This window comes from Trinickia violacea (assembly GCF_005280735.1).
GTDB lineage: Bacteria > Pseudomonadota > Gammaproteobacteria > Burkholderiales > Burkholderiaceae > Trinickia_A > Trinickia_A violacea.
Window position 1 is genome coordinate 1595962 of sequence record NZ_CP040078.1, and the last position, 21457, is coordinate 1617418.

The window sequence follows — 21457 nt, forward strand, 5'->3', positions numbered from 1 at the left end:
GACTCGCCGGCCAGCCGCTTTGATGTAGAACGCTAATGGCCGTTGCCGGTGCGCGATCCGCGCGTGCTGTCTGAGCGTCTCTAACGCGCTTCCTCTACCCCGCAATTCCATCTTAAAAAATAAGGAAAGCGAAATTTAACATTCATTGACGGAATCGTTGTAAATCCCAGACGCTCTTCGTGGAGCCAGATTGACGTCCTCCCATTCCTGACTCTAAATCCGTATTTCGCCGGAATCCGAGAATTCATGGGCTTCGATTCGCATAACGAACAAAAATGCATATGAATGCTGTGACGAAGAGCTTCGCAGATGCGCTGCGCCACCCCAGCGCGCGGCTCACCCAGCATCTGAAAATATGGATCGGCACGCTCGACCTCGGCCTCGACGTGCTCAAGTTCAAGGTGCGCGCGGGTTTCTGCAAAGACTATACGGTCGACGTCACAGTGACGTCGCCGCGCCTCGATATCGACGGCAAGCAGTGCGTCGGGCGGCGAGCGGGCCTGCAGATCGACGAGCAGGCGGCAGTCCCCTCGGCGAACTACGTCGAACCCGTCAACCACGAAGCCGCCACGTTCAATGGCGTCGTCACGCGCTGGAAACGCCTCCGTACGAGCCGCGACGAGGCGACGTACCGGCTGCGCATCGAGCCGCGATTCGCAGCCCTGTGCAAGCGCATGATCAGGTCGGACACCTTCAAGGACGTCACCTTCCAGGAGATGGCCACGAAGGCGGTGGTCGACCGGAAAAACTTCGACGCCTTCGATGTCGAATTCGATCTCGAAGGCGAGCAGGAGAAGATGGCGCAGGTCGTGATGTACGAGGAGTCCGTCTGGAACTTCCTCACACGACATGCGAAACGCAAGGGCATTTTCTGGTTCTACAAGCAGGGGCGCGGCCGGAAGGGGCAGCTCGACACGCTCGTCTTCGCGAACCATCCGCGCGCCTATCTCCGCTCGATCGACGTGCCCTTGCTGGCCAACTCCGGTCTCAACAGCAACTGGCACGAGGCGGTGCTCGAAGTCAGCGAGCAACGCGAGCTGGTGGTGGCCACGCTAGAGCTGTGGGAGCGCAACTATCGCACGCCGGAGGACCCGCTACAGGCGACGGCGAGCGTCTCCAAAGACGCCGACGACCGCTCGGTATTCGGGCAGATCAGCTGCAGCACTGAGTTCCACCTGACGCAGCCGCAGGGTGAGGCGCTCGTGCAGACGCGGCGCGACGAGCAGATCGCGCGGCAGGCGACGCTCTCGGGTACGACCAACGCGAAGGGCGTTGCGCCGGGCGTGGTCGTGAAGCTGACCAACACGAAGCTGGCAAGCGCGGAATATGGCTTCGTGATTACCTCGATGAAGATGGACGGCAGTCGCACGCAGCCTGCGCATATCCGCTTCAAGGCGATGCCTGCGCACCTGACGTACCGTCCGGAATTCGTTTATGCACAGGACTGGCGTTTTCTGGAGGGGCCCGTCGTCGGCGTGGTCACGACGTTTGACTCCGCGCCTTACGGGTGTATGGACGAACACGGTCGCTATCCGGTTCTCCCCAAGTTCCTGCAGGGATCCGGCAATACCGACAAACAACTGCTGAAGCTGCGCCTACTGCGTCCATCGTCGTCCTATCAGGGCGGCTTCCATTCGCCCCTGCTGCCGGGGACCGAGGTGATCCTCGACGCGGCCCACCGGGATGTGGATCGGATTCACATCACCGGGGCTCTGCATGACTACTCCCATCCTGACGTCGTGCATGGGGCACAGGCGATGTTCAGCTACGCGATCTGGCGCTCGCCGCTGCGTGGCGCGGAGATCGTGTTCAACGACCTGCAGAGCAAGGAAAGCGCGCGCATCGCGACGGTGTACAGCCAGTCGGCGGTCAATCTCGGTTATCTGCTCAATAGTAAAAAGCTCCAGCGCGGAGAGGGGTTCGAGATCACGACCCAGGCGTGGGGCACGATGCGCGCGCCGAAAGGGCTGTTTCTCTCGGCGGACGCGGCGACCGGGGCCGACACGCCGCACCTGGAAATGCAGGCAGCGATACAGCAGCTTGAGGCATCCCAGGCTGAAGTGGCTTCTCTGCGTCAGCAGGCGCAGCGCGCCGCGGCAGAGCTGTCGGAACTCAAGGCGCAGCAGGATCAGCTCGCAGGCGCGTTCCGGGAGCTGCAGAAGGCCGTGATCCTGATGTCAGCACCCGAAGGCATCGGGATGGTTACGCCGAAGACCATCCAGCTTGCTGGCGGTGAACATCTCGCGCTGACGGCAGCCAGCAATGCCGACGTGAACGCCGGCGACAACGTCACGATGGCCGCCGGTGAGGCCGTTTCCCTTTTCGCCGTGAATAAGGGCATCAAGGCCCTAGCTGCAAACGGCACTGTGGATATCCAAGCACAGGCGGGCAAGCTGCAGCTGTTCGCCGAGCAGGACATGAAAGTGACCAGCGCGGACGGCAGCCTCAACGTGTGCGGGGGCAAGTCGGTCACGATCTCCGACGGCGCGGGCGCATACATCAAGCTGCGGGGCGGCAACATCGAAATCGGCTGCCCGGGCACGGTGCTTGTGCGAGCGGCGGGCATGCCTCGCGGCGGACCTGCAAGTCTGCAGCGGCAGTTCCAGACGGACAAGCAGCTCGACGACCTGCACGTAGGCTACATGGATGCCGACGGCCAACCGATTCATGCAGAGGTCCTGAGCCTGCTAAAGAGCGATGGCAGCATCCAGAAACTGACAACCGGTGCAGACGGTCGCGCCTCGCTGGTCCAGACCGTATTCGATCATTTCAAGGCGCAGATGCCGCAACGACTGGAGGGCAGCAGCGGTGAGTGACGTAACCAGCGATTACCGGACGCTCGTGAAGAGCAGGCACTACATTGACCTGCCGGGCGAACCTCCAAAATCCAAGCTGTGGCCGGGGGTGAACAACCTTATCATTCTGCGCAAGCATCGGGATGTGGTATTCGATATCAAGCTCGGCAACGGCGCGACGTATACCGTGACGACGGATCGGCCTCAGTCCGAATATGGCCGCTTCTACGATCCGAAGCGCAATCTCAACGTGACGAAGGTGACGTTCAAGGACGGCGAGCCGTGCCACCTCTGGCTCGGCAGAACCTTCCAGGGAAGCCTGATCCTCAAGCAGGGTGACAAGCTGCTGGGGCGGTACCCCATTCGCAAGATGGACTACACGCAGGGCTGCACGGAGGATCCAAAAGACAAGCCTGCGCCTATCATTATTGCCATGGGACTCGCGCAGAAAGCGGAACAGGCAACCACAGTCTCCTCAAGTCGGACACCGCAAAGTCCGGAAAAGATACTCTTCCCGCGACCGACAGTTCCGGGCTTGACAGACGATTCGCTAATTTTTGATCAATCGCTGATGCAAGAACAGCTGGCGTGTCGGCTGCCAATCAAACTCGCACAGGATTTAACAGTCGCACCGCCACAGGAAGCGCACATCGTTGAGGTCGACGCACGCTCGATTCCGGAGGAATTGTTGGATGCAGTGGCGGCGGGTGGTTCGGACGAGACTGCGATTGATAACAACAAGATTGCGACACGTAATTGGCTGTTCGGACAGCTCGGTGGGGCGTTGGGTTTTTTCAGCGACAACAAGGAGTGGATCCGCGAAATTTGGTCCGAGAAGTTCAGGTTGATGAAGATTGTCCACAAGAATGCCGGCGAGCGGTGGTATGTCGTTCTCACCGGTAATCCGAGGTTGCGCAAATATTTAACTGCGGCACGGTACGGTGCGAAAAATGAGAAGGTGCTGACGATCGCTGGTGGCGCGGGGACGCTGGAATCCGGTGCTGCTGCTGCTTGGGAAGCATCAAAAGGCGCTTTCAAGAAAGCTGGCCTGCTTGCATTGATCTTTACAGTCGCGCTTGATACGGCAGAGTGGCTGCACGACTATCAGCAGATTGGGCCGGATGGCAAGCCCAAGAAGGATTTTGCGGATTTGCTCGGAAAGATCGGTATCGACCTCGCCAAGGCGGGACTGAGCGCAGCACTCGCGTCGATAGCAGTGGGCGCAGTCATCGCTTTCCTAGGTACTACCACGTTGCCGGTGTGGGGGATTGTAGTAGGTACCATCGCGATCGCCGTTGGAATCGGTTATGGACTCGATTTGATCGACAAAAAAACCGAGGCAACCGGACACTTTACGTCTGGAATCCGGTGGCTTGGCAAATCACTAAAGGATTCTGCTGAGTACCTAGAAAAGGCGATGCCCAACGATTATCAAGGGTACTCGCTTATGTATATGCCGTAGAGGCGAGGCTATGGGCGAAGCTTTGCTATTGGACTAGCTTGAATGAAGAGAGTCAAATCGATGGCTGAATTTCAGGATGATTACATTTTTGCAATTACAAAGAGAGCACTGCTGGTATGTGTGATTTTCCCACTGCTGAGCACGGGGCTGTCGTATGCCGCATATGAGAGCGATTTCTCCGTGTCGGGATGGCCCTGGAAGATTGGCGCAGTGACGACGATTGTGTGCTGCCTTACGCCTGTCCTTATCTGGCTCAGGTATCGGGGAACGAATGCGTTGCGAGCCTATGGAATGGTAATGCTGATTGGGGTGTTTGCAATTTACTATTTCTTCGGAGTGTTTGGTTACTTCTACTTTTTCATCTTTGCCCCGATGAGTGAATATCTCCGATGGGTGGGGGGCGGAGGGGGCGCTGCTCTAACCGCGTACTGGATTTGTATCACGTACAGGATTGTTTCGCACACCATCGATAACACTTCGTTTGTCAGGAAGACTTTTTTGGACGATGCGGGTACTGTGATATTTCCACTGCAACGAGGAATGAAAGCGTATGAGAAGGTCGACAAGGAACGGCGCCCTTTCCCCAAATTGTTCATGTACGTTATCTATGGCATCGCGCCTTTTTATCTCATCCTGAACCGATTGCTGTCGTCAAATTTTGGAACAACGGGTGTCTTGCTGTTTGTGGCCATACTAGGTATGCCGTTGTCATTGTGGCTCGCTGGCGCTTTTGTACGCCTTTATCTTGTGATGATAAAAACGGCATCATGTATAGAAAAAGAAAGGAAAGTTCGAGTGGTGGTTGCCGGCTAAAACAATGTCCACGGTTGCAGTGTGCATCGAATGCTAGCGGGCCAAAGCTAAGAATTCATCGTCGGACCATGACTGCGAACCCAAGATTAACTGCCATGAAGTCAGCCATTGGCAAACAGTTACTACCGCTGCGCATAAAGAGGATTGACAGCGTGCCGGTTGATTTCCTCGACCGCGCCCACGAAGAGGTGAATGACGCGAAGCCGCCCAGCCCGATTGTCTGGGGGCTGCTGCTCGTCATCGCCATCGCCGCAGGCGTTGCCCTGACGTTCTATCTCTGGCCAAAGGGTCGGCCCGCGCGCGGCTGGAGGTTTTACGGCTGGTTCGTGGTGGCTCCGTTGGCCTGGGCTTTGTGCTTTGCCGCGCGTTTGCACAGCTACGAGATCCGCGTCTGGCGCACGCAGGGGCATAACTCGGAACGTACTGTGACCATCGAGCACAACACCACCTATACACGACGACCGCTCGCGTTGCTCGGTTACGCCTATGACACGGCGATGGGGCGCGACAAACTCGCTAAGCAGGTCATCGGCGGCAAATCGGCACTCGGATGCCGACGGCCAGCCGATTCATTCAGAGGTGCTGAACCTGCTCAAGGGCGATGGCGGCATGCAGAAGCTGACCACGGGAGCAGACGGCCACGCCTCGCTGGTCCAGACCTTGTTCGATCATTTCAAGGCACAGATGCCGCAATCCGATCATTTCGAAGCGCAAATGCCACGACTGGAGAGTAGCAGCGATGAGTGACGTAACCAGCAGCGATTACCGCACGCTCGTCAAGAGCAGACATTACATCGATCTGCCGGGAGAGCCCCCAAAGTCCAAGCTGTGGCCGGGGGTGAACAACCTCATCATCCTGCGCAAGCAACGCGATGTGGTGTTCGATATCAAGCTCGGCAACGGCGCGACGTATACCGTGAAGACGGACAAGCCCCAGTCGGAATATGGCCGCTTCTACGATCCGAAACGCAATCTCAATGTGACGAAGGTGACGTTCCAGGACGGCGAGCCGTGCCATATCTGGCTCGGTAGAACCTTCCAGGGAAGCTTGATCCTCAAGCACGGCGACAAGGTGCTCGGTCGCTATCCGATCCGCAAGATGGACTGCACGCAGGGTTGCACGGAGGATCCGAAGGACAAGCCCGCTCCTATATTGATCATCATGCACGACGACAAGGCGCTGGCCCATGACCTTCTGGCCTTGCAAGACTCTGCGGTGGCTGCGCAACCGGCGTCGGCTTCGATGATTACCGCATTCAATCGTGCCAAGTCCCAACCCGGCCTATCTTCCAGCCCATTCGGCGATACTCCCCGGCCGACGGCAGCGACGCTTGCTGATACGCATGGACTGACCGTGACACGGGACGGGCAGCAGGAAGTGCTGCAGATGGTTCACTTGTTCGAAGTCAAGCCGACTGCGGGAGTTGATGTACCCGAGTGTGTCTTGCAGTTTTTCGCAAGTGGAGACGAAAAGTACGAGATCGATCAAAGAAACATTCTGAGCCGCAACTGGATTCTCGGGCAGATGGCCGGCGTCGGCGGCTATTTCAGGGATGCGCTTGCCGGGGAGGAGGCTTGGTTACGCAAGTTCTGGCAGCGAAAAATCTATCTAGTCCGAAGCGGCGGGAAATTCGTGATGACATTTGCCACGGGACCCGAGGATTGGCGCATTCTCGGCGTGCTCCTTGTTGGCTACCGCAAAACAGTTTCAGCCGGCAGTCAGGTCATGACTATTGCCGGCGGTGCGGGAAAGCTTGGCAATACCGCCAGAGCGGCATGGGGTGCAGCGCATGACTCGGTGATGCATGGCGCGGGAATGGCGCTTGCATTCACGATGACTGTTGATGCCATGGTCTGGTTCAAGGACTACCGTGAAGGTAAAAAAGATTTTTGCGACCTGTTTTCTGTACTCGGTATCGATATAGCCAAGACAGGGTTGGTTGCTGGCGCAACTAGTATGCTTGTTTCCACTGGAATTACCATATGGGCAGCGTTATTCGGAACCGCTGCTCTTACGATATTAACAATCACTGTCGGAACTGTTTTATTTACGATTGGCGTGGGATACGGAGTCGATTGGATGTTTGATAAGTTCGACCTGAACCAGAAGGTTACAAAATTTGTTCATGAGGCCGGGAAAATCGTCGAGCAGGCGTTGTCGCGAGATTATGGCGATACTTATGCCGCGTCGGAATGGGCGATTGTGCCGGCGTTGGCGATTCCGTAATAGGGGCCAAGCGATGAATGACCGACCAATTGAGAAACTGCAAAGCCAAAAATCGCCATCGTCCCGAACTCGAATCGATGATCATCCTCTGGTTGCCGGCCTGAATCTTTTGTTGGGCGGCTTTATCACATTTATATATTACGCAGGGTTCAGCGATTTTCGGGCGTCGACTCTTCCATGGAAGATTTCAGGTGCGCTTACGCTTGGGGCCACGGGAGCCGTGTTGCTCGAATATATTCTGAATCGTCGGAGGAGGCGACTTGTATGGGAAGGCTGCGCAGCAGTGTGTGGTGTAGTGCCTAGTTGGCTAATGTTGGGCTCGTGCTGGCTTTTCTACTTCTTGTTTGCACCGATCGCAACTTGGGCGCGCGTTGTCGTACTTTCACCATGCTTTTTGGGAACAGTCTATTGGCTACACGTAGTATGGAAGGACTACGCGCGTGATTTCGAGAAGTTTAGCTTGAGGGAAAAACTATACAAGCTTGAACCAAGCCAAATTATGTACCCGGGGGGCGCATCGGATATGAGCGTCGCTCTGCTCAAGCAGCGCAATCCTTTTACGCGATTGCATTTCTGGTTGGCGACGGCATTCGGCCCAATATTTGCAGGTATAGCAATGGTCTCGGTCGAGCACTTTCAATCGTCGCAGGGACCTCATACGGTATTTTTAATACTGTCGTTCTTTTCATTTCCAATGTCCCTATGGATCCTCGCGTACTTGGGGGTGAGGACGGTGTTCTTCCACATTTGTGTTCCGCTGAGGCTTGAGCGGGAGACCGGAAAGAAGGTCATCCTTGGCCCATGAGAAGTCCTATGCAATGTGATGGCATGGCGTCTGCTAAGGCAGGCATTGGTAGACATCCGATCAACGAGAACTTACGACGTGCCCGTTGATTTCCTAGATCTCCCCGCAGAGGAGAAGCTCGACGCAAGGCCGCCCAGCCCAATTGTCTGGGGGCTACTGCTCGTCATCGCCATCGCCGCAGGCGTCGCCCTGACGTTCTATCTCTGGCCGAGGAACCGCCCCGCGCACGGCTGGCAGTTTTACGGCTGGATGCTCGTTTCCCCACTCGTATGGGCACTCTGCTTCGCCGCGCGGTTGCACAGCTACGAGATGCGCCTCTGGCGCACGCAGGGGCATAACTCGGAACGTACTGCGACCATCGAGCACAACACCACCTATGCACGACGACCGCTCGCGTTACTCGGCTATGCCTACGACACGGCGATGGGCTGCGACAAACTCGCTGAGCAGGTCATCGGCGGCAAATCGGCACTCGTGACGCGCGCTGTGCGCAACACGATGGAGGTGCGAGCGCACAGCGAACTGCCGCGCGACGACTTCCCGTCAATCGCCGATCAACTCGACAGCGTGGTCGAGGGTCTGCTCGCAAACCTCAAACCGGTTCTGCAGGGACTTCCACCAACCGCGGTGGTCGAGGTATGGCTTGACCTTCGCGACGACGCAGTTGCCGAAGAACGCGACGCAGTATGGGAGCTCATCCGACGGGCTCTCGGTGCGCGAGCGAAGGCAGTCGTTGTCCTGGGCGGCGACGAGCGCGTGATGGCGCTCGACACGTGGCTCGACGACGATACTCCCGCCGCAGTGAAGTACGTGCTGGTCATCGCGGTGCAACTGCATACCGAAGTGCCCGCAGAGACGGGAGAAGCGGCCGTGGCGCTGCTTCTGGGTTGGCCTGCACGTGTCGATCAGGATCGACGCACGGCCATCGCGATGGTTCACCGGCCAGTGGTGTCACCGTCCGATCGAGCTCGCACCTTACTCGATACCGCACTGGACTGGGGCGCGACTGAGCCTGCCGCCGTTGAGCGCACGTGGATCAGCGGCATGACCAAATTGCGGCAAGACCCCGGCCTTATCCCGGCACCGCAGGCGACGGGAAAAAGCGCTCCCGTCACGACGGACCTTGACTCGGCACTGGGCCATACGGGTGCAGCATGCGGCTGGCTTGCGATTGCAGTGGCTGCCGAACAGTGCCGTGAAAGCGGCGGAATCCAGCTCATTTCGACCGAGGCGACGCAGCAGCCGTGCTGGCTCGTCGTGTGTTCTCCTTCTTCGACTCCTGAAACTTCCCTATGAGCGACGTCAAACCGATGCGCCGCCCCGTTGGCTACGTGCTTGGCGTAGCTGTGGTCTGTCTCCTGTTGTTGGTGGTGGCCTTTCTGATGGACGACGACTGGGGCCTGTCACAGCGCGGCTGGATGGGCTGGATCGTTGCCGCCATCGCCCTACTCGGGATGGTGCTGTACTTTCTGTATGGTCCGGTCTATGGCACCTGGACATGGCTTAACCGTCTGGCGTTCCAGCCGCACCGCCGCGGCACTGCGCCCGTCGTAAAAACGCCGAAGCGTGATCCCCGACTGCAAAACCTGAGTGAAGAACTGCGTACCTCATACGGCTGGCGCTGGCGTTATCGGTTACCGTGGCTCATGCTTTCGGGTGTTGACGAGCGGATCGAGGAAGTCGCGCCTGGCCTGAAGGAAGCGGGCGTCATGCACATCGCTGACGCGATCCTGGTGCATGCGACGCCCGATGGCGTCGAGGCGTCAGTGTGGCGTCAGCAAGTTCGGCGACTGCGTTCCCGCCGACCGGTCGATAGTCTGATCTACGCTGGACGTATCGGGGCCAGCAATCGGGCAACAGACTCGGAACTGCCGCGCAGACTGGCAGGCATCGCGACCGATCTTGGCTGGGCCGCACCAATAACGTTCCTACATGCGGTCAGGACGCACGGCACGAAGCCTGAGCATTTTGATGCTGTCGGTGCATTTGTAGCGGATTCACGACGCCCGCAGTCTGGCGATGCTCCTGGGCAGATACGGGAGCAGCTCGGATTGCTCGAAGCGCAGACCGCAGATGCTGGCGTGAAGCGGCTACGCGCGCCGGAATGGATCAGCTGGCTCGCCGAAATATCGGACTATATCGGCGAGCAGCGCGAAAGAATCGCTGAAGGCTGGGAGACGCTCGCTGCGTCGAAATGGTTGCGTGCGCCACTGGCTGGTGTCATGTTCGTCCCGGCATATGCGGAGCCGGTTCCGGTGCTAGCGGCAGACTTGCGCATGGTCAGTCCTGATGCGCGCAATGCGGTTGGAGGAGCCACGGCAATCTCAGGAAACACTGCCGGGCATAGTGCCACGCCTGCCGTCGTCCATCTGCTGCGCGTACCGTCGGTGGCGGCAGTGCCGGCGTGGAAGCAGATCGCAGGTGCCGTACAACAGCACCATGGTCGACGGGTGGGCTTCTACTGGCCCAACGTGCTGGCTGCCGGTCTGACGGTGGCGGCGATCGCTTGGACGGTGATGCTGATGGTATCGGGCCTCGGCAACCGGGCGCTCGTTGAGGAGGCCGAAGCAACCGCCGCTGCGGCGCTGGCGGCTACACCCGGCACACCGCAGGCGCTGCGTACGCAGCTCGCTCTGCAGCGGCAGATCGACACGCTCGAGTACCGGCGTCAGCATGGGGTGCCGTGGTACCTGCGCGCGGGTCTCTCGCGCAATGACGACCTGCTCGACGCGCTGTGGCAGCCCTACAGGACCGTCGCCCTGCGCAACCTGCGGCAACCGGTCGTACAGGCGCTGGAAGGGCAACTCGCCCAACTCTCGCAGGTCCGCGCCGACGAGCAGCAGAGCCACGATGCTCAGCAACTCGCCTACAACCGCCTCAAGGCGTACCTGATGCTCGCCACGCCGGCGCGCACCGACGCGCCTTTCCTCAAGACGCAACTGCTGGACGTGTGGCCCGCGCCCGCCGGCATGCGCGCGGGGGAATGGCTCGACACCTCACAGCAGCTCGCGGGCTTCTGGTCCGAACACCTCGAGGCGCATCCCGACTGGCGGATCAGCGCGTCGACACAGCTCGTCACGCAGATGCGCTCGACACTCGTCAACCAGATCGGCCTGGCGGCGAGCGACGACATGCTCTATCAGCATGTGCTTGATGAAGCGCGCGGCAAGTATGCGGACGTATCGCTTGCGACGCTGCTCGCCGGCACCGATGCGCACGGCCTATTTACGACCACGCAGACGGTGCCGGGCATCTTCACGCGCGCAGCCTGGGAAGGCGTTGTCGAAAAGGCCATCGACGACGCCGCGAAGGAACAGCGCGTCGAGGGAGACTGGGTGTTGACCGGCGACCAGCCGACCGCCCAGGTGAGCGCCACCGTCGTGGAAGGGGCCGTCGACGCGGCGCGTACCGCCCTCGACGCGAAGCGCGAGAGCGACGCTCTCCGGCAGCGGCTGCGCGAGCGTTACTTCACGGACTACACAGCAGCCTGGGCGAGGCTGCTCAACAGCTTCCAGTGGATTCCGGCGACGAGCTTCTCCGGCGTGATCGACCAGCTCACGCGCATGACCGATGCCCAGACCTCGCCGCTGCTGGCGGTCATGAAGTCGGTGCAGTACCAGGGCGAGGCGGGCCGTCCCTCGCAGGCGCTCACCGATACCCTGGTGCGCAAGGCGCAGGGGATATTCGGCGGCGGCGATGCGACCCAGGCGTTTGCGGTTAACCCGCTCGACCGCTCGTTCGGTCCGCTATTGGCGTTGCTAGGCGACGCGAACCCGGCAGCGGCCAGCGGCAATACGGGCAACGGCCAGGCAGCGAATGCCGCCGCGTTCAGCGGCGTCAGCCTGTCGCGCGTGCTGACGGCCGATACGACCGTGCGCCTGAAGCTGCAGCAGATCCAGTCGAGCCCGGATGCGCAGTCGATGGCGCGCTCGCTCGCGCAGGCGGTATTCCAGGGCAAGCTCTCGGACCTGTCGCAGGCGCGCGATGACGCGGCGCTGACTGCTGCGAGCCTCGGCGCGCAGTGGTCGGGCTTCGGCCAGACGATGTTCGTGCAGCCGCTCGACGCGGCGTGGCAGGCCGTGCTCCAGCCCGCCGCCGCGAGCCTGAACGATGCGTGGCGCGCAAGCGTGACGGCGCCCTTCGAGTCGACGTTCGCCTCGCGCTATCCGTTCTCGCCGACGACGGCGGACGCATCCTTTGCCGAGTTCGGCCGTTACGCGCGGCCCGATACGGGGCTGATCAACCGCTTTATCGAAGTCGAGCTGTCCGGCGTGCTCAAGCGCCAGGGCGACCAGTGGGTACCCAACGAACTCGCGCCGCAGTCGCTGCAGTTCGACCCGAAGTTCCTCGCGATGCTGCGGCTGATCGGGCCACTGGGCGCACGCCTTTATGCGCAGGGCCAAGCCGGTTACCACTTCGAGATCATGCCGCGCTCGACGCCCAGCGTGACGCGCACGGAACTGACGATAGACGGGCAGCCGGTCGTCTACTTCAACCAGCGCGAGACCTGGACGCCGCTCGCATGGCCGGGCAACGGCCTCGCCGGCCACGCGTTGCTGACCTGGCAGACGCTGAACGGGGGGCTGCGCATCGCGTTCGACGCCCCGGGCGACTGGGCCTTCCTGCGCATGCTGGAGAAGGCCCAGGTGAAGCCACTCGACGAGACGCGCTACGAACTGGTCTGGAATGCCGGGGCGGGAGACGAGGCCGCGAAGGCAGCCTCCGCCGCAGCCGGCGACACGCCGGACGGCACGACGGCACCGCTGCGATACGTGCTGCGCACGCAGGCGGGCGCCGGGCCACTGGAGCTGCTCAAGCTGCGCGGCTTCCGTATGCCGGAGCGCATCTTTGTGACGGGCCGCGCCGGCACGTTCTCCACCTTGCCATCCCTGCCGCCCTTACCACCGGAATTGCAGCCATGACTGCACCGTGGAAGACAAACCCGGTTGAACACGAGAATCCGTTCCTCAGGTATTTCGACGGCGAGATGCGCTATCTGCGCGAGGCGGGCCGAGAGTTTGCGCAGACTTATCCCGACGCCGCGCGTCGCGTGGGGATCCTCCATGGCGAGCCCGATGGACCTGTCCGTGCGGTCAACGAAGGCTTCGCGATGCTCGCGGCGCGGTTGCGCATGAAGCTCGACGACGGGATGCCGGAGGTGACTGATGCGCTGCTCGACAACCTGTATGAGTACGCGGCGCGGCCGATTCCGTCGTTGTCGATCATCGAGTGCATGCCCCAGAACGGCACGGGCTCGACCAAAGTGCAGATCCCGGCCGGCGCCGTGGTGCGCTCGGCTCCGGTCGGTCCCGATGCGGTGCCGTGCCTGTACCGGACGACGCAGGCCGTCGAACTGCTGCCGCTCTCGGTGGAGGACGCGCAGGTCGCGGTACGCACCGACGGACATACAGTCATCCGCCTCACGTTCGGGCTCTGCCTCGCGGAGCAGCGCGAGCGTGTGGACCTGTCACGCATCCGCCTATACCTGCATGGCGACCGGCCCGCCGCTGCCGCGCTGTACGCGGCGCTGACGCGTCAGGTGGCGTCAATCGGTCTGCGCCTGCCGTCGGTGCGCGATGGCGAACTGCAGCGACTCGATAGCGTGTGCTTCGAAGCGGCAGGCTTCGGCCCGTCGACGCGGCTATGGCCAATCACGGATCCCGGGCGCGACCAGCAGCTCGACCGCGAGCAGACGATGCTCGAGTATTTCGCGTTTCCGCAAAAATTCCACTTCGTCGATCTGTGCGGCTTCGATACCGCGGTGCTGCCGGCGGGCGAAGCTCAGATGACCTTCGAGATCGAGTTGGATGCTCGCATACCGGGCGATCATCCGGTCGGCCGCGACAGCTTCCGTCTGTTCTGCACGCCCGTGATCAACGTGTTCGAGGTCGACGCGCTACCGCTGCAGCCTGCCGACTGGCTCGACCGGGAGCACCGCGTCCGCGTGCAGCCTGCCGCGGCTGAACATGTCGAGCCCTACGACGTACTCGCGCTCATCGCTGCCGACCCGGAGGACAGCGCACGGCACGCCTACCAGGCGTTTACGAGCTTCCGGCATCGCGGCTGGATGCTGCGTTACGAGAAGCCGGAGCGGTACTTCCATACCTCGACGCGTTTCGGCGCGACGGGCCGAGAGCTGTGGGTGACGCTGGCGGGCCAGCTGTGGGCGGGGACATACCGGAATGCGCAGGACGACGAGGACCGCCCCGACCCGGACCGCTACCTGACGGTGCGGGCGCTCGCCAACAACGGGCGCCTGCCGCGCATGGCGCTCGCTGAGGCGGCGATCACCGAAACCGTGTCGGGCTTCACCGGTATCGCGTCGGTGCGCAATCTGACGGCGCCGACGCTGCCACTCTATCCGCCGCGCTACCACCCGGAATATGACTGGCGCGTGCTCGGCCACTTTACGGCGGGCAGCGCGAACGAACTGAATCGAATTCACGTGGAGGGCGCATCAGCGCTGCGTGAGACGCTGGAGCTCTACGACTGGGCGGCAGACGACGCGATCGAGCGGCGCATCGAGGCGATCAGGGACGTGCGGTTCTCCGCGCAGCAGTTGCTGCTGCGCGGCTACGTGCAACGTGTCATCTGCGCACACGTCGAGCTCGACGCGACCGCCTTTGACGGGCCGGGCGATGCAGTGCTGTTTGGCGACGTGCTGAGCTGCTTCGTGGGGCGTTACGCGTGCTTCCACCATTCCATGCAACTGGTGCTGATGATCGACGGTAAGGAGACCGTCTATCCGCGCATCGACTTCGAGGGGGCACCTTTCTAATGAACCTCGCCGTGACGGCGCATCGTCGCCGGTACTTCGCGCACTGATGTTCGCGGATAGCGCGAATACGGCGGCGGGTTATGTCTCGACAGATCTCACTGAAACTCAACGCGATGGTCATCAGCAACCTACGCCAGCCGGAGTAGGCGAGTGGCGTACAACCCAGCGAAGACAGCATGAAACGATATGACATCCGGAATGGCGATACGACGACCGCAGGCGGCCGCGTTCAAGCGAGCGGTCGCGACGACCCGATTGACGGCGTGCCTGTCGCATACGAAAACGATCCGGTCTGGTGCGAGAAATGTCGGACGACCGGATACATCGCCTGTGTCGGGCCGCGTGTTTCCTCAACGGGGTCGGACGGGCGCCAGCAGGCGTTGAGCGATGACCTGTGCCGGTGTCGCTGCACGCCCGCCCCACGCCTGATCGCTTCGCAAACCCGTTCGTACTGCGAGCTGACCACTGGTGCCGGGAGTGCGTGATCCTTCAGCGCTGTCTGAGCCGCAAGGCGAGACGAAGGTTTATTGTGCGAACACAATTTTCCGGAAGTCGATCGACACCAGCAACGGCTCGTCGACCTTTCGTCCCGCTTCGTCGTAGGCATAAACCCGGCGCGACATCGGCACCATGACGCCGCGCACCTCGCGGTAGTCCGACGCGTAGTTCGCGCCTTGCGCCCCGCCCATCACGTCCACGGTGTAGTCGTGACGGCGCAGCAATCCGTCTTCGCCGAAGTAGGAAATCTGCTCGCGGCTGTGACTGGCGATCGAATCCGGGAACGTGACCTTCAGCCGCCGCCAGACTTCGCCGTTCTCGTTCCATTCGGGCAGCTCTTCGGTCTGGAAGCCGGGGAGCGTGTAGAGAAACGGTATCGTCAGATAAGTCCACAGCGCGTAGCCTGTGAAGTACAGCGCGTGCAGGCGATCCCACGGTGTCATCTGGGTGTGGCCTTCATATGCCGACCGCGGTGCGTGCCGCTTCTCGGTGGTACGGCCGTCCAGCGAGTCGAGGTGCACGACGTCCGGTGCGAACGTGCCTCGCCAGCCGGCCGCCGGCGCGGTGATCGTGAGGTGCTGGCGTCGCAGGTCCGCAGCCAATTCTATGCCCTTGAACATATCGGGCTGGCCCTTGAGGTGCCAGATGGCGCCGCCGGTATCGAGCGCGGCTGTTGCGCTGCGGAACCTGGCCCAGTTGTCGATGCCGCCGTGCGCCCGCACGGCCTCGTCAAGTAATGTGCTCATTGCATTCTTCCTGTATGGCGCGAGCGTTACTGCTCGTTGGCGAACGTGTCGCCGAACATCGGCAGGCCGCTGACCGACTCCGCTTTCGTCGCCTCGTCCTGCAGGACGTCCCAGTGTTCGGCCAGCTTGCCGTTCTCGAAGCGCACGACATCGGCGGCGATCCATGCCCGCGGCCGTCCGTGTCCGGTGAAACGGCCATGGGCGATCACGTAGTCGCCTTCCGCGACGATCAACTGGTTCTCGTAGCGCAGCGTGGCGGGCAAGTCGCGGATCAGGTTGAACAGGCCGTCGCGTCCCGGCGCGATGTGCGCGCTGTGCTGGATGTATTTGTCGGACCAGAAGCGTTCGGCGGCGGCATAGTCGCGCTGGTTGAAGAGCGTGTCGAAAGCCTCGAGGACAAGGGCCTTGTTCTGTTCAGGGGTGGTTTTGCTCATGTTGATCTCGCTATCTCATTCGACCGGAATCGGGTTGTCGACGATGAACTGATTGAACTGCTCGACAAACGCGTGCTCGTTCGGCCCCGCGTTGTCGCGCAGCGGCTTGGCCGCGTCGACGATGACCTCGGTCGTGGCGGTTTCCAGGCGCTCCATCGTTTCGGCGATGAACGCGTCGAGCGGCATGGCGCGCGGGTCGCCGCTCTTGTGAATGAGGTCGGTGTCGACCCAGGGCGGCGCGATCTCGAGCACGCGCACGCTCGTATTGCGCAGCATGAAGCGTTGCGACAGCGTGTAAGAGTGAATCGCGGCTTTGGTGGCCGAGTACAACGCGGTCTGCGCGATCGGTACGAAGGCGAGCACCGAGCTGTTGTTGATGAGGGTCGACTCGGGCTGCTGCTTCAGATGCTCCACGAAGGCTGCGCTGACCCGTACCGGGCCAAGCAGGTTTGTTTCGACGAGACGGACGGCCTGCTCGTCGTCGAGTGCGCCGCCGGCGTCGTCGAACGGCATGATGCCGGCGTTGTTGATCACGACGTTCAAAGCCGGATAGCGTGCGATCAATTGCGCGGCGACCTCGCGAATCTGCTGGCCGTTGCCGATATCGAGCTCGACGGTATCGATGCCGGGGTTGGCCTTCGCGACCTCATCGAGCAGTGCCTTGCGGCGGCCCGCGACGATGACCTTGTTGCTTCGCTTGTTGAGGGCTTCCGCTAATGCGCGGCCGATGCCCGACGTGCCGCCGGTGATGAAAATGGTGTTTCCGGTGAGTTTCATGATTAGCAATCCTTTGTATGATGATTCGAAAGCAGGTTCGAAATTCGCGCCAAATTACGCCGTCGTATAGCGCGGGGCCGGAACCTTGTTCGACAGAATCGGGGCCATCGCTTGACGTGCGGCCTCATAGGCATCCCACTTTTCGCCCGCATGCAGCGACGGGATCGTCACGAGTTCGCCGCGGTCGAAGCCGATCAACGCCGCGTCGACCATATCGGAGGCCGACATGACGATGCTCTCGGGCAAGTGCTCGATCGGCAGGCCGCCGGTCTCCCAGAAGTCGGTCGCGGTGGCGCCGGGCAGCACGGCTTGCACTTGCACGCCCTTGCCGGCGAGTTCGTGATGCAGCGACTGGCTGAACGCGAGCACGAACGCCTTGCTGCCGCCGTAGACGCCGTTGAGCGTTTCCGGCGAGATCGCGACGATCGACGAAATGTTGATGACGGCGCCCTTGCCGCGCGCGATGAAGCCGGGGACGGCGGCATACGTGAGGCGGGTGAGCGCGGTGACGTTCAGATCGATCAACCGCGTCATCGCGTCGACGTCGCTGTCGAGCAGGGGCTTGTGCGTACCCACACCGGCGTTGTTGACCAGCAGCGTGATGCTGGCGTCCTGTTTCAGTTTCGCTTCGACGGCGGCGAGGCCCGCGCGGTCGTTGAGATCCGCGTCGACGATCTCGACGCTGCGGCGCGTCTCGTTCGTGATGCGGTCGGCGAGGGCGATCAGCTTGTTGCGGTTGCGTGCGACCAGAATCAGGTCGTAGCCGCGGCGCGCCAGCCGCTCGGCGTAGACTGCGCCGATACCCGACGAAGCGCCCGTGATAAGTGCGGTACCTTGGTATGCCTGAGCCATGATGTCACTCCTTGAAGAAGGTGGTTGGTGAATCCGTGAGTGCATTCTGGCTTCGTTTCGCCATGACGGAAATGACGTAGAAGGGTATGATTTAGGACATTGCCTGGAGGATGACGGAAATGCACCGGATCGGCTTTCTAATGAGTGACGGCTTTCAGATCATGGCGCTCGCGCCTCAGTCGGTGTTCGAGTACGCGAACATGACCGCGGGCGAGGCGTTCTACACGCTTGAGAATTTCTCGATAGACGGCGGCGAGGTGCGCTCGTCGCTCAACGTGGCGGTGAGCACGCGGCCGTTGCGCGGGAAGGTCGACGTGGACACGTGGTTCGTCGCCGGCGTGAACGATCCGCTTAGTTCGCCGGCGCCGGAAGAGATTCTTGCGTTCCTGCGCAAGGGGGGGCAACGCGCGAGGCGCATCGCCGGGATCTGCACCGGCGCCTTCGTGCTCGCGGAAGCGGGCTTGCTGGCGCAGCGGCGCGCCACGACGCATTGGTATTTCGGGCGCGAAATGCAGAAGCGCTTTCCGGACATCCGCGTCGAGGAAGACCGGATCTATATCGTCGATGGTCCGATCTGGACGTCGGCCGGCATGACGGCCGGCCTGGATCTCGCGCTCGCGATGGTGGAAAAGGATCTCGGTCCGGAAATAGCACGTTCGGTGGCGCACAAGCTGGTCATGCATCATCGCCGGGCGGGCGGCCAGTCTCAGCATTCAGAAATGCTGGATCTCGCGCCGAAGTCCGATCGCATCCAGAATGCGCTGAACTATGCGCGCCAGAATCTGAGCCGGGCGTTGACGGTGGAGGAGTTGGCCGACAGCGTGCATTTGAGCCCGCGCCAGTTCAGCCGTGTCTTCACGCTAGAAACAGGGCAGTCTCCGGCCAAGGCCATCGAAGGTTTGCGCCTGGAGGCGGCGCGGCTCATGATCGAGCAAAGCCGGCATCCACTTGAAGTCATCGCTAAGGAAACCGGCTTTCGCGACCGCCGCCATATGCGCGAAGCGTTCGTGCGCGGATTTGGCGTTCCGCCCCAGGCGGTCCGGCGCGAGGCGCGCGTGGATGTCGAATGAGTCGAACGCTAAGCGCAGCAGCACGCAGCGTCAGCAGCAAATCGCAGATTGCGTCAAACTAACGCGCACCCAATGACCCTTGCCACACGGCGAGCGGTGCTTATGCACACGCCGAATACCTGGAGGATGCCACCCATGCCTAGCCAATCCCTCGTCAGCGTCGCCATTCTCGACGACTACCAGAATGTCGCGCTCGACCTGGCGGACTGGTCGCCCTTGAACAACCGTGCGCAGATCACGGTGTTCAACGACCACGTGTCGGAAGATGCGCAAGTGATCGAACGTCTCAAGCCGTTCGACGTGCTGTGCGTGATGCGCGAGCGCACGCCGCTCACGCGCGAGATCCTCGAGCACCTGCCCAATCTCAAGCTGATTGCCTCGACGGGCGCGGGCAACGCGTCAATCGACACGGACGCGGCCGCAGAGCGCGGCATCGAGGTCGTTCACACGGGCTACTCGTCCACGCCGACCATCGAATTCGCTTGGTCGATGATTCTGGCGATGGCCCGCAATATCTCTGTCGAGAATCAGTCTTTGCGCGAAGGCGGCTGGCAGGTCACGCTCGGAACGGAACTGGCGGGCAAGACACTCGGCCTGCTTGGGCTCGGCCGTGTCGGCTCGGCGGTCGGCGTGATCGGCCGCGCGTTCAGGATGAATGTGATTGCCTGGAGCCAGAACTTGACTGCCGAGCGTGCGGAATCGAAAGGCGTTCAGCTGGTCGACAAAGATACGCTGTTCTCGACTTCCGACTTTCTGTCGATCCACGTCCGTTTGAGCGAACGGACGCGAGGTCTGGTTGGCGCGGCGGAGTTCGCTCAAATGAAACCCACGAGCCGCATCATCAATACGTCGCGCGGGCCCATTGTCGATGAGACGGCGCTGCTGGCGGCGCTCAAGAGCGGGCAGATCGCAGGCGCCGCAATCGATGTCTACGATACCGAGCCGCTCGATCCGGCGCACCCGTTTCGCTCGCTGAACAACGTGCTCGCCACGCCGCATATCGGCTACGTGTCGCGTGAGTTGTACCAGACGTTTTACGGCGACAGCGTGCGCAACATCGTCGAATGGCTCGATAAGACGCAACAGCCTGCTCATGGCTAACGTCAGACAAAACTCCGCGCGCGAGGCCGCCAGGAGCGCGCGTTGAAGCTCGATCCCGTCTCGCTGAAGCTATTCGTGCGCGTGGTGGACGAAGGCACGATCGCCGGTGCGGCCGAGCTCGAGCATATCGCCGCGCCGGCTGTCAGCAAGCGCCTAAAGGAACTTGAAGACCTCTTCGGCACGCCGCTGCTCACGCGCACCAACAAGGGCATTACGCCGACTGCGGCCGGCGTCAATCTGTCGATCCTCGCGCGCGATGTGCTGGACGACATGCGCAATATCGTCCTGCAAATGAAGGCGTATTCGGATGGCCTGCGAGGATCGGTGCGCGTGCTCGTCAACATCTCGGCGATCTCGACCTTCATGCCGCCCATCGTCAAATCGTTCAGCGAACGCTATCCCGACGTCAACATCTCACTGCTCGAACGCGACAGCCTGGCGATTACCGAGAGCGTCGCGGAAAACGTCGCGGAGATCGGCGTGTTTACGCGGCTGCCGCATAGCGCCGACATCGAGGTTCATCCGTTCCGCACGGATGAGCTCAAGGTGCTCGTTCCATCCGCTCATCCGTTGGCGAATCGCCGTCACGTCGCGTTCGCGGAAACGCTCGACCATGAACACGTGGTGCTGCGCGCGGGCACGCATCTGCGCTTCCAGATGCTGTCGGAGGCGAGCAAGGCCGGAAAAACGCTGCGGGCGAAGGTCGAAGTCTCGTCGTATGACGCGCTGTGCAAGATGGTGCAAGTCGGCATGGGCGTCGGCATCTTGCCAGCGGGCAACGCAGAGCTATACCGCTTGCCGGGCACCCGCATGCTGAAGCTCGACGAGGCGTGGGCGACGCGCGAGCTTGTCGTGTGCGTGCGCCGCGCGGATGCGCTGTCACCTGTCGCACGGCTCTTTTTCGAGCACCTTCTCGCGAGCCACTGACGCGCTCGGCGTCTCCCCCTTGCCATCACCGTTCGCGATGGCAGGCTCGCCATTCGTTGATGTACAGGGCAAGCCCGTCTACCTAGCATGAAGGCACTCGACGCGCGTTCGCGGTGCCAACCACCCATTGACTGCACCCACCGACGTGCGAATCCGAGTTCTCGGATCAACA

Annotated in this window: 16 protein-coding genes; 12 read left to right on the forward strand and 4 right to left on the reverse strand. The window is 61.5% G+C overall.

The window, feature by feature from the left end:
- The first annotated feature begins 443 nt into the window (after positions 1 to 443).
- From FAZ95_RS29285 to FAZ95_RS29325, 9 genes are all read left to right on the forward strand, one after another.
- Positions 444 to 2816, forward strand: coding sequence for a DUF2345 domain-containing protein (locus FAZ95_RS29285; RefSeq protein WP_254700335.1), 2373 nt, complete (start codon positions 444 to 446; stop codon positions 2814 to 2816).
- Positions 2809 to 4257, forward strand: coding sequence for a UbiA prenyltransferase family protein (locus FAZ95_RS29290; protein ID WP_137335940.1), 1449 nt, complete (start codon positions 2809 to 2811; stop codon positions 4255 to 4257). Before FAZ95_RS29285 ends, FAZ95_RS29290 begins: the two co-directional genes overlap by 8 nt.
- Before the next feature lie 42 nt (positions 4258 to 4299).
- On the forward strand, positions 4300 to 5070 hold the full coding sequence (locus tag FAZ95_RS29295) for a hypothetical protein (RefSeq protein WP_137335941.1): 771 nt from the start codon (positions 4300 to 4302) through the stop codon (positions 5068 to 5070).
- A gap of 95 nt (positions 5071 to 5165) precedes the next feature.
- The gene (locus tag FAZ95_RS29300) at positions 5166 to 5804 is read left to right on the forward strand and encodes a KPHS_23130 family T6SS system protein (protein ID WP_137335942.1); all 639 of its coding nucleotides are present in this window, start codon (positions 5166 to 5168) and stop codon (positions 5802 to 5804) included.
- Between the two features lie 5 nt (positions 5805 to 5809).
- A complete protein-coding gene (locus tag FAZ95_RS29305; protein ID WP_137335943.1) occupies positions 5810 to 7297 on the forward strand; it encodes a hypothetical protein in 1488 nt (495 codons plus the stop codon).
- Between the two features lie 883 nt (positions 7298 to 8180).
- The gene (locus FAZ95_RS29310) at positions 8181 to 9398 is read left to right on the forward strand and encodes a KPHS_23130 family T6SS system protein (RefSeq protein ID WP_137335944.1); all 1218 of its coding nucleotides are present in this window, start codon (positions 8181 to 8183) and stop codon (positions 9396 to 9398) included.
- Positions 9395 to 13024: an ImcF-related family protein gene (locus FAZ95_RS29315; RefSeq protein ID WP_137335945.1), complete on the forward strand. Its 3630-nt coding sequence runs from the start codon at positions 9395 to 9397 to the stop codon at positions 13022 to 13024. The genes FAZ95_RS29310 and FAZ95_RS29315 overlap by 4 nt, the downstream gene beginning before the upstream one ends.
- Positions 13021 to 14880, forward strand: coding sequence for a type VI secretion system baseplate subunit TssF (gene tssF / locus FAZ95_RS29320; protein ID WP_137335946.1), 1860 nt, complete (start codon positions 13021 to 13023; stop codon positions 14878 to 14880). The genes FAZ95_RS29315 and tssF overlap by 4 nt, the downstream gene beginning before the upstream one ends.
- 176 nt (positions 14881 to 15056) lie before the next feature.
- On the forward strand, positions 15057 to 15365 hold the full coding sequence (locus tag FAZ95_RS29325; protein WP_137335947.1) for a PAAR domain-containing protein: 309 nt from the start codon (positions 15057 to 15059) through the stop codon (positions 15363 to 15365).
- A gap of 39 nt (positions 15366 to 15404) precedes the next feature.
- Here the strand turns inward: FAZ95_RS29325 and FAZ95_RS29330 are convergent, their stop codons facing one another.
- From FAZ95_RS29330 to FAZ95_RS29345, 4 genes are read right to left on the reverse strand one after another with little or no spacing between them, the layout of a single operon-like run.
- On the reverse strand, positions 15405 to 16124 hold the full coding sequence (locus tag FAZ95_RS29330; RefSeq protein WP_217497484.1) for a hypothetical protein: 720 nt from the start codon (positions 16122 to 16124) through the stop codon (positions 15405 to 15407).
- 26 nt (positions 16125 to 16150) lie between these two features.
- Positions 16151 to 16558, reverse strand: a complete 408-nt coding sequence (locus tag FAZ95_RS29335) for a nuclear transport factor 2 family protein (protein ID WP_137335948.1) — start codon at positions 16556 to 16558, stop codon at positions 16151 to 16153.
- 15 nt (positions 16559 to 16573) lie between these two features.
- Positions 16574 to 17335, reverse strand: coding sequence for an SDR family oxidoreductase (locus FAZ95_RS29340; protein ID WP_137335949.1), 762 nt, complete (start codon positions 17333 to 17335; stop codon positions 16574 to 16576).
- A gap of 54 nt (positions 17336 to 17389) precedes the next feature.
- On the reverse strand, positions 17390 to 18187 hold the full coding sequence (locus tag FAZ95_RS29345) for an SDR family NAD(P)-dependent oxidoreductase (RefSeq protein ID WP_137335950.1): 798 nt from the start codon (positions 18185 to 18187) through the stop codon (positions 17390 to 17392).
- 119 nt (positions 18188 to 18306) lie between these two features.
- On the opposite strand from FAZ95_RS29345, the gene FAZ95_RS29350 reads away from it, so the two are divergent.
- From FAZ95_RS29350 to FAZ95_RS29360, 3 genes are all read left to right on the forward strand, one after another.
- Positions 18307 to 19257 carry a GlxA family transcriptional regulator gene (locus tag FAZ95_RS29350; protein WP_137337662.1) on the forward strand — a complete coding sequence of 317 codons (951 nt, stop codon included), beginning with the start codon at positions 18307 to 18309 and terminating at the stop codon, positions 19255 to 19257.
- A 135-nt stretch (positions 19258 to 19392) separates the two neighbouring features.
- Positions 19393 to 20358: a D-2-hydroxyacid dehydrogenase family protein gene (locus tag FAZ95_RS29355; RefSeq protein WP_137335951.1), complete on the forward strand. Its 966-nt coding sequence runs from the start codon at positions 19393 to 19395 to the stop codon at positions 20356 to 20358.
- 42 nt (positions 20359 to 20400) lie between these two features.
- Positions 20401 to 21285, forward strand: a complete 885-nt coding sequence (locus FAZ95_RS29360) for a LysR family transcriptional regulator (protein WP_137335952.1) — start codon at positions 20401 to 20403, stop codon at positions 21283 to 21285.
- Positions 21286 to 21457 lie beyond the last annotated feature (172 nt).

What these genes read in the sequence shown, in the direction of transcription:
- FAZ95_RS29315 (WP_137335945.1), top strand. Translation starts at nt 9,395, where the DNA reads ATGAGCGACGTCAAACCGATGCGCCGCCCCGTTGGCTACGTGCTTGGC.
- FAZ95_RS29325 (WP_137335947.1), top strand. Translation starts at nt 15,057, where the DNA reads ATGAAACGATATGACATCCGGAATGGCGATACGACGACCGCAGGCGGC.
- FAZ95_RS29295 (WP_137335941.1), top strand. Translation starts at nt 4,300, where the DNA reads ATGAAGAGAGTCAAATCGATGGCTGAATTTCAGGATGATTACATTTTT.
- FAZ95_RS29335 (WP_137335948.1), bottom strand. Translation starts at nt 16,558, where the DNA reads ATGAGCAAAACCACCCCTGAACAGAACAAGGCCCTTGTCCTCGAGGCT.
- FAZ95_RS29345 (WP_137335950.1), bottom strand. Translation starts at nt 18,187, where the DNA reads ATGGCTCAGGCATACCAAGGTACCGCACTTATCACGGGCGCTTCGTCG.
- FAZ95_RS29300 (WP_137335942.1), top strand. Translation starts at nt 5,166, where the DNA reads ATGAAGTCAGCCATTGGCAAACAGTTACTACCGCTGCGCATAAAGAGG.
- FAZ95_RS29350 (WP_137337662.1), top strand. Translation starts at nt 18,307, where the DNA reads ATGCACCGGATCGGCTTTCTAATGAGTGACGGCTTTCAGATCATGGCG.
- tssF (WP_137335946.1), top strand. Translation starts at nt 13,021, where the DNA reads ATGACTGCACCGTGGAAGACAAACCCGGTTGAACACGAGAATCCGTTC.
- FAZ95_RS29330 (WP_217497484.1), bottom strand. Translation starts at nt 16,124, where the DNA reads ATGAGCACATTACTTGACGAGGCCGTGCGGGCGCACGGCGGCATCGAC.
- FAZ95_RS29305 (WP_137335943.1), top strand. Translation starts at nt 5,810, where the DNA reads ATGAGTGACGTAACCAGCAGCGATTACCGCACGCTCGTCAAGAGCAGA.
- FAZ95_RS29355 (WP_137335951.1), top strand. Translation starts at nt 19,393, where the DNA reads ATGCCTAGCCAATCCCTCGTCAGCGTCGCCATTCTCGACGACTACCAG.
- FAZ95_RS29340 (WP_137335949.1), bottom strand. Translation starts at nt 17,335, where the DNA reads ATGAAACTCACCGGAAACACCATTTTCATCACCGGCGGCACGTCGGGC.